The organism is Streptomyces sp. WAC05292 (assembly GCF_003949955.1).
Classification (GTDB): domain Bacteria; phylum Actinomycetota; class Actinomycetes; order Streptomycetales; family Streptomycetaceae; genus Streptomyces; species Streptomyces globosus.
In genome coordinates, this window is the sequence record NZ_RPSE01000270.1 from 1 (window position 1) to 8,715 (window position 8,715).

At 76.2% G+C, this 8,715-nt stretch carries 8 protein-coding genes and 1 pseudogene; 4 read left to right on the forward strand and 5 right to left on the reverse strand.

The genetic code is table 11. The features are described from left to right. Window positions 1-117 precede the first annotated feature (117 nt). Window positions 118-900: pseudogene (locus EF903_RS23365) on the reverse strand (GAF domain-containing protein); the annotation flags it as partial. A 95-nt stretch (window positions 901-995) separates the two neighbouring features. Further along, window positions 996-1,988 (reverse strand): cyclase family protein, encoded by a 993-nt coding sequence (locus EF903_RS23370; protein ID WP_125546215.1) that lies wholly within the window; start codon window positions 1,986-1,988, stop codon window positions 996-998. A 154-nt stretch (window positions 1,989-2,142) separates the two neighbouring features. On the opposite strand from EF903_RS23370, the gene EF903_RS23375 reads away from it, so the two are divergent. Next, entirely contained in the window at window positions 2,143-3,252 is a 1,110-nt protein-coding gene (locus EF903_RS23375) for a PP2C family protein-serine/threonine phosphatase (protein ID WP_312845953.1), read from the forward strand. Between the two features lie 3 nt (window positions 3,253-3,255). Here the strand turns inward: EF903_RS23375 and EF903_RS23380 are convergent, their stop codons facing one another. Further along, complete coding sequence (locus EF903_RS23380; protein ID WP_125546219.1) at window positions 3,256-3,927, reverse strand: cysteine hydrolase family protein; 672 nt, start codon at window positions 3,925-3,927, stop codon at window positions 3,256-3,258. A 116-nt stretch (window positions 3,928-4,043) separates the two neighbouring features. Between EF903_RS23380 and EF903_RS23385 the strand changes: the two genes are divergently transcribed. Then, complete coding sequence (locus EF903_RS23385; RefSeq protein ID WP_125546229.1) at window positions 4,044-4,469, forward strand: pyridoxamine 5'-phosphate oxidase family protein; 426 nt, start codon at window positions 4,044-4,046, stop codon at window positions 4,467-4,469. 18 nt (window positions 4,470-4,487) lie between these two features. Here EF903_RS23385 and EF903_RS23390 read toward each other — a convergent pair whose 3' ends face one another. Continuing rightward, window positions 4,488-5,408 carry a LysR family transcriptional regulator gene (locus EF903_RS23390; RefSeq protein ID WP_125546221.1) on the reverse strand — a complete coding sequence of 307 codons (921 nt, stop codon included), beginning with the start codon at window positions 5,406-5,408 and terminating at the stop codon, window positions 4,488-4,490. 74 nt (window positions 5,409-5,482) lie between these two features. Here EF903_RS23390 and EF903_RS23395 point away from each other — a divergent pair, with 74 nt between their 5' ends. After that, window positions 5,483-6,427: a DMT family transporter gene (locus EF903_RS23395; RefSeq protein WP_125546223.1), complete on the forward strand. Its 945-nt coding sequence runs from the start codon at window positions 5,483-5,485 to the stop codon at window positions 6,425-6,427. A 97-nt stretch (window positions 6,428-6,524) separates the two neighbouring features. On the opposite strand, the gene EF903_RS23400 is transcribed toward EF903_RS23395, so the two are convergent. Continuing rightward, complete coding sequence (locus EF903_RS23400; protein WP_125546225.1) at window positions 6,525-7,850, reverse strand: aminotransferase class I/II-fold pyridoxal phosphate-dependent enzyme; 1,326 nt, start codon at window positions 7,848-7,850, stop codon at window positions 6,525-6,527. 35 nt (window positions 7,851-7,885) lie between these two features. Here EF903_RS23400 and EF903_RS23405 point away from each other — a divergent pair, with 35 nt between their 5' ends. Further along, window positions 7,886-8,572, forward strand: a complete 687-nt coding sequence (locus EF903_RS23405; protein ID WP_125546227.1) for a pyridoxamine 5'-phosphate oxidase family protein — start codon at window positions 7,886-7,888, stop codon at window positions 8,570-8,572. The last annotated feature ends 143 nt before the right edge of the window (window positions 8,573-8,715 follow it).

Consider the following 8,715-nt stretch of genomic DNA (forward strand, 5'->3'; position numbering starts at 1 on the left):
CCGGCCCCGGCCGTGGGGTCAGGCAGCGATCTCCGACGCCAGCAGGGCCCGCACCTCGGCCAGTTCCGGCGACCCGAGCCCCGCGAACACGGCCTCGGCGTCCCGCCAGCAGGCCCGGGCCCGGTCCTTGAGGACGGACTCGTCGCGCGGGTCCAGCAGGGCGCCCGAGGGGTCGGACGCCGGGTGGGGGACGGTTAGGGCTCCGTCGGCTCCGGCCGGCCGCCCGTCCGCGCCGGCGCGCGCCCGCGCGTCGAGGTAGCTCCGGAGCAGGGCGCGCTCCCGCTGCGAGGTCTGCTCCAAGAGCCGGCGCTCGATGGACCCGGCCGCGAGCCGGATCAGGGCGGTCAGCGCCGGATCCTCGTCGCCGCGCGGGTAGCCGAAGCAGAGGACGCCCTCGACGAGCCCGTTGAGCTGGTTGCGGACGGGGACGGCGCAGCATGCGTTCGACTGGGAGCGCTCCGCGAAGTGCTCGGCGCCGTAGACCTGGACCAGGCGGCGCTCGGCGAGGGCGAGGCCGATGCCGTTGGTGCCCGCGAAGCGCTCGGCGAAGACGAAGCCGGGCACGGTCTGGATGGGCGGAAGGCTGCGGGCGAGCTCGGGTTCGCCGAAGCGGCGCTGGAGGACGGTCCCGCCCGCGTCGGCGAGGGAGACGTTCATCCGGCTGCCGGCGAAGCGGGCGGCGAGCCGGTCGAGGACGGGCCCGGCGGCGCGGACGAGCCGGCTGTCGGGGTCGAAGTCGTCGCGGTACGGGAGCTCGGTCTGGTCCGGGGAGAGTCCGAGGAGCCGGCAGCGCTCCCAGGAGTGCAGGATCGGGCTCCGTACGCCCGCCTCGACCGGCTCGCCCAGAAGGAAGCGCTCACGGGAGCGTACGGGGCTGATCGGCTCTCCCGCGACCCCCATCTGCACCACTTCCTCGGACCGGTGCGGCGAGAACGGACACCCGCTAGTTGGCCAGAATATCTCCCTTTTGTCCGGTCGTGCCGTGTCGGTGGCCGTCAGAGGACGGCCACCGGGCAGACCGGCGACCCCGTGCCTCCGGGCACCATCAGCGGCGCCACGACCAGCGCGAACTCGTACCGCTGCGCCTCGGCGCAGGCCGTGGAGAGCTGCTCCAGGTCGAGGTTGTCGAGCAGCGGGACCCCCATCGCGGCGACGGCCAGGGCGTGCACGGGCGAGTGGACGCCGGCGACCGGGGAGGGGCGGACGTCGCTGTCCCCGTCGGCGCCGAGCAGGCTGATGCCGCGCTCGGCGAGCAGCGGCACGGCGTCCGGGTGGAGGCCGGCGCTGGCCGCGCCGGAGTCCCACGGGCCGGCCTCGCCGCGGCGCCGGAAGCGGCCGGTCCGCAGCAGGAGGGCGCACCCCTCGTCGAGGGTGGCGCCCAGTGCCCGCTCCGCGTCGAGGAGGTCGCGGGCATGGAGGGTGTGGCCCGGTTCGAGCCAGTGCACACCGAGGGCTGCGGGGAGGTCGAGCAGCACGCCCCTGGTGAAGAGGGCGCCGAGGTCCGCGACCGTGCCGAAGCGAGCGCCGGCGGCGCCGACCGCGTCGCGGGCGGGCGTTCCGCCGTAGAGCTCTCCCCGGTAGGCGACGTGGGAGAGGGCGTCGAGGTGGGTGACCGCCTTGCCGTGGTAGTCGGCGGCGAGGAAGTCCTTGTGCGTGGCGGGCTCGGCGGGCTCGACGTCGCCGAGGTCGGTCATGTGGTGGAGGGCCGGGCGGCCGTTGTCGGGGCCGGGCCGGGTGTCCCAGGGCAGACCGAGGGGGACGGTCCGCCCGGACCGGACCAGCGCGGCGGCCCGCCGCACGTGGTCGGGGGTGACGCGGTTCCACGCGCCGCGGCCGGCGGGGGTCCAGCGCCCCCAGGTGCGGACGGTGTCGAAGAGCTCGTCGAATGCGGCCCGGGAGAGCAGGGGGCCGTGGCCGGGCGGGTCGTCCGCCGCCGGGTCGGGCAGGGGCCGAGGCGGGAGGGGGCCGTCGGCCTGGCCGGTGCTCATGGTGCTCAGCCTCCCACCGGGTCGTCCGGGGAGCGGGGTGGCGGCCCGCGACGAGTGGCAGCGGCGGGGCCGGGAGGCGCAGGCTGTATCCATGCGGGCGCCCGTGCACTTGGCCCCTCGACCGGGGGCCGGCGGTCATCACCAGGTCCTGTTCGTGCTCGCGGAATGCGTTCCGTTCGCGCTCGCCCTGGTGGTGCTCATCATAGAGCTCACGCCCCTGCACTTCCTGTACACCGGTCCCGTGCTGTGCGCGACGCCGGCGCTGGCGGCGGTGACGATGGGGCCGAAGGGCACCATGGCGGCGGCCGGGCTGGCGGTCGCGGTGAGCATCACGACGGCCACGTACAACCAGGCGTGGGGCAGCGGGCAGGTCTACGCCAACTTCCTCGCGCTGTTCCTCGTGTCCGTCGCCAGCGTGACGACGAGCAACACCGTGCGCGTCCGCCGGGAGAGCGAGCTGAACCAGGTCCGGCGGATCGCGGCGGCGGCGCAGGAGGTGCTGCTGCGGCCGGTGCCGGAGCGGCTGGGGCCGGTGCGGGCGGCCAGCATGTACCTGGCGGCGGAGACGGGGGCGCAGATCGGCGGCGACCTGTACGAGGCCGTGCAGACCCGGTTCGGCGTCCGGATGATCGTCGGCGACGTCCGCGGCAAGGGCCTGCCCGCCGTCCGGGCGGCCGCGGTGGTCCTGGGTGCGTTCCGGGAGGCGGCGCACTACGAGGAGGACCTGGTGGAGGTCGTGGTGCACTGCGGGGCGGCGCTGCGCCGCGACGCCGTCGCGGCGGGCGCGACCGACGAGCACGGCCTGCTGGAGGGCTTCGTCACGGTGCTGGTGGCGCAGGTCGGGGACGGGCCCGTCGTGGAGGTCGTCAACCGCGGGCATCCGCCGCCGATGCTGCTGCACGAGGGCAGGGCGCGGCCGCTGCTGCCCGCCTCCGCCATGCCTCCGCTGGGCCTGGAGGAGTTCATCGCCGGTCCGCCGGGCCTGACGGAGTCCCACCCCTTCGCGCCCGGCGACCGGCTGCTGCTGCACACCGACGGCGTGATCGAGGCGCGCGACGGCGACCGGGCCTTCTTCCCGCTGCCGGAGGCGATGGAGCGGCTGGGCGGCTGCGGCGGCCGGGAGTTCCTGGAGGGGCTGCGGCGGGAGCTGGTCCGCCACACCGGCGGCCCGCTCTCCGACGACGTGGCGATGGTGCTCGCCGACCGGGTGGCGGAGGCGGACGGCGGCCCGGCCGGCGACGCGTCCGGGCCCGCGCTCCCCTGAGCGTCAGTGCGGCCCGGAGGCGGCCGCGGCGCCTTCGGCGGCCCAGCGGGCGGTCAGCGCGCCGGTGGTGGTGAGGGTGGCGACCAGGGCGAGGGAGTGGCGCAGCACCTCGGCGGTGTAGGCGGCGGGCACCCCGGCGACGGCGTCGGCGGGGACGACGACCTCGTAGCCGAGGTTGACGGCGTCGAAGACGGTGTTCGGTATCGCGATGTTCGCGGAGACGCCGGCGACGACGAGGGTGCGGACGCCGAGGTTGCGCAGCAGCGCGTCCACCCCGGTGCCGGCGAGCGGCGACAGCCCGTGCAGCCGCCGTACGACCAGGTCTTCCTCGGCGACCCGGATGGGCGGCGCGACCTCGACGGCCGGGCTGCCCGCCAGCTGCCGGACCGGAAGCCGCGCGGCGGCGCGGAAGAGCCGGGCGTTGCCGCCGGCGCCGCGTCCGTCCGGGCGGCGTTCGGCGACCGCGTGCAGCACCTGCACGCCGGCCCCGTGCGCGGCGTCGACCAGCGCGGCCACCCGCGCCAGCATGCCCGAGTCGCGGGCCTCGCGGGCCAGCTCGGGCAGGGCGCCGTCCTCGCCCACGACCCCGCGCTGGCATTCGACGGTGAGGAGCGCCGTGGCGGCGGGGCCCCCGGGGTCGGGGCGATCGGCTGGGCGGCGACCGGATTGCGGCATGGCTCCCCCTGGCGCGGCGGACGGCGAGACCCCATGATTCCTGACACACAGTCAGATGTGAAGGGGTGGGTCAGTTGGCCGGAGCCTTCGGTGCGCAGCGGCGCGGACGCCGCATCATGATGACCGCCGAGGAGGCGGACGCCTTCCTGCGCGAGCAGCGGACCTGCCGGGTCGCGACCGTCTCCCCGGGCGGCCGGCCCCACGTCGGGGCGCTGTGGTTCGCCTGGGACGGCACCTCGCTGTGGCTGTACTCGCTCACCCGCAGCCGCCGCTGGGCGGACCTGCGAGCGGACCCCCGGCTGTCGGCCGTGGTGGACACGGGCGAGGAGTACGGGGAGCTGCGCGGCATCGAGCTGTCCGGCCGGGCGGAGTTCGTCGGCGAGGCCCCGCGCACGGGGGCGCCCTGCCCGGAGCTGGAGGAGGTGGAGCGGATCTTCCCCGTGAAGAACTTCGGCGTGGCGCAGATGCCGCACGACGGCCGCCACGCCTGGATCCGCCTCACCCCTGAGTCGGCCGTCTCCTGGGACTTCCGCAAGCTGTGAGGCCCGGCGCGGGCCGGCTCACCGCGCCCGGGGGACCCCCTCCCCGGCCCCGGCGGCGATCCGCAGGGCCTCCAGGGCGGCCCGGATGGAGGGCCTCCGGTCGGCATCGGCCCGCCAGACCGCGTACACGTGGCGGCGGACCGCCTCGCCGACCGGCAGCAGCCGCACACCGGCCGGAACCGGGCCGCGGCCGAGGCGCGGGGTCACGCACACCCCGAGGCCGGCCTCGACGAAGGCGAGCTGGGTGTGGTGCTCCTCGGCGATGTGCCGGATCCGCGGCTCGACGCCGATGCCGCGCAGCGTGTAGACGAGCCACTCGTGGCAGAACTGGCCCTCCTTCCAGGAGATCCACTCCTCTTCGGCGACCTCCCCCAGCGAGATGTGCGCGCGGCCGGCCAGGGGGTGCCCGGCCGGGACCGCGATGTCGCAGAGGTCGTCGAGGAGGTGCTCCCTGGTGAGCTCGCCCGGCACCGGCATCCGCTTGTTGTGCCAGTCGATGGCCAGGGCGAGGTCGAGGTCGCCGCGGACGACGGCGGCCATGCCCTCCGCCGGCTCCTGCTCCCGTACCCGCGGCCGCAACTCGGGGTGGCGGGTGCGCAGCTCGGTCAGGGCCCGCGGCAGCAGGCCGCGCATGCCGGTGGGGAAGGCGCCGATCCGCAGCTCGCCGACGGCGCAGCCGCGGCGGGCCTCGATGTCGGCCTGGGCCAGCTCGACCTGGGAGATGATCCGGGCCGCGTGCTCGGCGAGCAGCCGCCCGGCGTCGGTGAGCCGGACGCCGCGGCCGTTCCTGGCCAGCAGCGGCTGGCCGACCTCGCGCTCCAGCTTGGCCATCTGCTGGGAGACGGCGGAGGTGGTGACGTGGAGTCCGTCGGCCGCGCCGCTGACCGAGCCGTGGCGGGCGAGGGCGTCCAGGGTGCGCAGGCGCTCCAGGTTCAACATGTAAGCGATGCTACGCCGTCGCCCGCAAAAAATCTTGCTTGTGCTACGTAGTTGAGCGCAGCAGAGTACCTGTCATGAGCGCACCCGCCACGCCCCGCACCGCCACCTCGCCCACCACCGGCGCCTCCCCCGCCCCACTCACCACGAGCCGCGTGGACTGGCGGCTGCGCTTCGCGCTCCTCTCCGTCGTCTGGGGCTTCAGCTTCCTGCTGATCAAGGTGGGCACCGAGGCGTACGCCCCGTTCCACGTCGCGCTCGGCCGGGTCTTCTTCGGCGCCCTCGCGCTGGTGGCGGTGCTGCTCCTGCGCCGCGAGCCGCTGCCGCGGGGCCGCCGCACCTGGATGCACCTGACGGTCGCGGCCCTGCTGCTCAACACCGCCCCGTTCTCGCTGTTCTCGTACGCCGAGCTGACCATCCCCTCCAGCCTGGCGGGGATCTGCAACGCCACCTCCCCGCTGTGGGGCATGGCCCTGTCGCTGGTCGCGCTCTCGGAGGACCGGCCGACCCGCCGCCGCGTCGCCGGCCTCGGCCTCGGCTTCCTCGGGGTGCTGACCGTCCTCGGGGCGTGGCAGGGCTTCGCGGGCGTCGATGCCAAGGGCACCGCGCTCGCGCTGCTCGCCTCGCTGTGCTACCCGATCGGCTGGATCTACGTCCGCCGCACCCTCGCGTCGGTCCCCGGCTCCCCGGTCGCACTGACCGGCGGCCAGCTGCTGCTCTCCACGGCGCAGCTGCTGCTGGTGAGCGCCGTGTTCACCACCGCCCCCGCCGCGTTCCCGCTGTGGCCGACGCTGTCGGTCATCGCCCTGGGCGCGCTCGGCACGGGCATGGCGCTCCAGATGCAGTACGGCCTGGTCGCGGAGGTCGGGCCGACGACGGCCCAGATGGTCACCTACTTCATCCCGGTCATCGCGACCGCGGCGGGCGTCGCCCTGCTGGGCGAGAGCCTGCACTGGAACACCCCGGTGGGCGCGGCGATCGTCCTGGTGGGCGCGGCGCTCACCCAGGCCCGCCGCCGCTAGGCCGCCTCTTTCGGGACTTGCCACCAGACAAGATCCGGAAGAGACGGCCTGGGGTCCGCGCCGCGGCACCGGCCCCGGCGGCGGGCCGCCTGCCCCGTCAGACGGTCCGGCCTCCCGCGGCCGGCCGGACCGCAGCGGCCAGCGCGTCGGCCAGTACGGGGGCCTCCGCCGGCTCCAGCCCCGACACCGTCACCCGTACGCCCGGCCCCGACCGCACCCGGAAGCGGCTGCCCGGCGCCACGGCCCAGCCGGCCGCGAGCATCCGCGCGACCGCCCCCGCCTCGTCGGCGACCGGCACCCAGACGTTCAGCCCGCTGCGCCCGTGGGCCCGCACCCCCCGCCCGGCGAGGGCCGCGATCAGCGCGTCCCGCCGCTCCGCGTACGAGCGGGCGACCCGTACCGGGTCCACCGCCCCGGCGTCCCACAGCTCGACGACCGCGCACTGGAGCAGCCGGCTCACCCAGCCCGGCCCCAGCCGCTGCCGGCCGCGGACCCGGTCCAGGGTCACCGCGTCACCGGTGAGCACGGCCAGCCGCAGGTCCGGCCCGTACGCCTTCGCGGTGGAGCGGACGAGGGCCCAGTGGGCCGTCACCCCGCCGAGCGGGTGCAGGGGCGCGTCGGTGATGCCGTGCCCGTGGTCGTCCTCGATGACGAGCACGCCGGGGTGTGCCGCCAGGACGGCCCGCAGCTCCGCCGCGCGCCCGGCGGCGACGACCGCGCCGGTCGGGTTCTGCGCCCTGGCCGTGACGACCAGCGCCCGCGCCCCGAGCCGGAGCGCCTCGTCGACGGCGGCGGCCGACGGGCCGTCGTCGTCGACCGGTACGGGCAGGACGCGCAGCCCGAGCGCCGCGACCAGGTCGAGGAGGCTGCCCCATCCGGGGTCCTCCACCGCCACGGCGTCGCCGGGCCGCAGGTGGGCGGCCAGTACGCGCTCGATCCCGTCGAGCGCACCCGAGGTCGCGGCGACCGGGCCCGCCGCGACGCCCTCGGCGTCGAGCGCGCCCCGGGCCGCCCGGGCGAGTTCGGGCAGGACCGGGTCGTCCCCGTACAGCGTCGGCCGCCGCGCCTGGCGGGCGGCCGCGGCGGCGAGCGCCGCGTCGAGCGGCGGCAGGAGCCGGACGTCCGGATTGCCGGAGGCGGTGTCGCGCACCCCCGGCGGCAGCGGCGGCTGGTCGCGGGGGGCGGTGGCGGGACGCCCGCGGACCCTGCTGCCGCGGCGGCCGTCCGTCTCGATGACCCCGCGCTCGCGCAGGGTGCGGTAGGCGGCGGCGACGGTGTTCGGGTTGACGCCGAGCTCCCCCGCGAGTTCGCGCATCGCGGGCAGCAGGGTGCCGGGCGCGAGGGCGCCGGAGGCGACGCCGTCCTCGACGGCGGCGGCGATCTCCGATGCGCGCCGCCCACTGATCCGATATTCTCCTAGCACAAACACAATTATGCACTAGTGCAATGGGGTGCGCCATGACCGCCACGACCGAGACGCCGGCACCGGCCGGGGCCTCCTACGAGCCCACCGACCGGACCGTCCCGAGCCGCTCGCGCGAACGGGCTCGCTACGACCGCGAGACCGTCCACGCCATCCTCGACGAGGGGTACGTCTGCCACCTCGGCTTCGTCCGGGACGGCGCCCCGGTCGTCCTGCCGACGCTGTACGGGCGCATCGGCGAGACCCTCTACGTCCACGGCTCGACGGGCTCCCGGCCGCTGCTCGCGGCCGGCCGCACCGACCCCGGCCTGCCCGTGTGCGTCACCGTCACCCACGTCGACGGCCTGGTCCTGGCGCGCTCCGCGTTCCACCACTCGCTGAACTACCGCTCGGTGGTGGTGCACGGCACCGCCCGCCAGGTGACCGACGAGGACGAGCGCCGCAGGGCCCTCGACGCCCTGGTCGACCAGGTGGTGCCGGGCCGGTCGGCGGACTCCCGGCCCGCTTCCGCGAAGGAGCTCGCGGCGACGGCGGTGATCCGCCTGGACCTGGCGGAGGTGTCGGCGAAGGTGCGGACCGGCGGCCCGAACGACGACCCCGAGGACCTGGGCCTGCCGTACTGGTCGGGGGTGGTCCCGGTCGCACCCGCGTACGGGGTACCCGTCCCGGCCGCCGACCTGGCCCCCGGGATCGCCGCCCCGGCCTACCTCGGGGAGCTCTGAGCCGGTGCGGAGCCGGGCCGGGACACCGGCTTGAAGGAAGACCCAGTTCACGTAGCCCTCGGCAGCTCCCTGAGCCAACACCACCGTGGCTATCACAGCGTCCCTTTCACGCTGCCTGCGCTCGGTGCCCGAGGGGCCGACGG

What these genes read in the sequence shown, in the direction of transcription:
- EF903_RS23370 (WP_125546215.1), bottom strand. Translation starts at nt 1,988, where the DNA reads ATGAGCACCGGCCAGGCCGACGGCCCCCTCCCGCCTCGGCCCCTGCCC.
- EF903_RS23380 (WP_125546219.1), bottom strand. Translation starts at nt 3,927, where the DNA reads ATGCCGCAATCCGGTCGCCGCCCAGCCGATCGCCCCGACCCCGGGGGC.
- EF903_RS23385 (WP_125546229.1), top strand. Translation starts at nt 4,044, where the DNA reads ATGATGACCGCCGAGGAGGCGGACGCCTTCCTGCGCGAGCAGCGGACC.
- EF903_RS23390 (WP_125546221.1), bottom strand. Translation starts at nt 5,408, where the DNA reads ATGTTGAACCTGGAGCGCCTGCGCACCCTGGACGCCCTCGCCCGCCAC.
- EF903_RS23395 (WP_125546223.1), top strand. Translation starts at nt 5,483, where the DNA reads ATGAGCGCACCCGCCACGCCCCGCACCGCCACCTCGCCCACCACCGGC.
- EF903_RS23405 (WP_125546227.1), top strand. Translation starts at nt 7,886, where the DNA reads ATGACCGCCACGACCGAGACGCCGGCACCGGCCGGGGCCTCCTACGAG.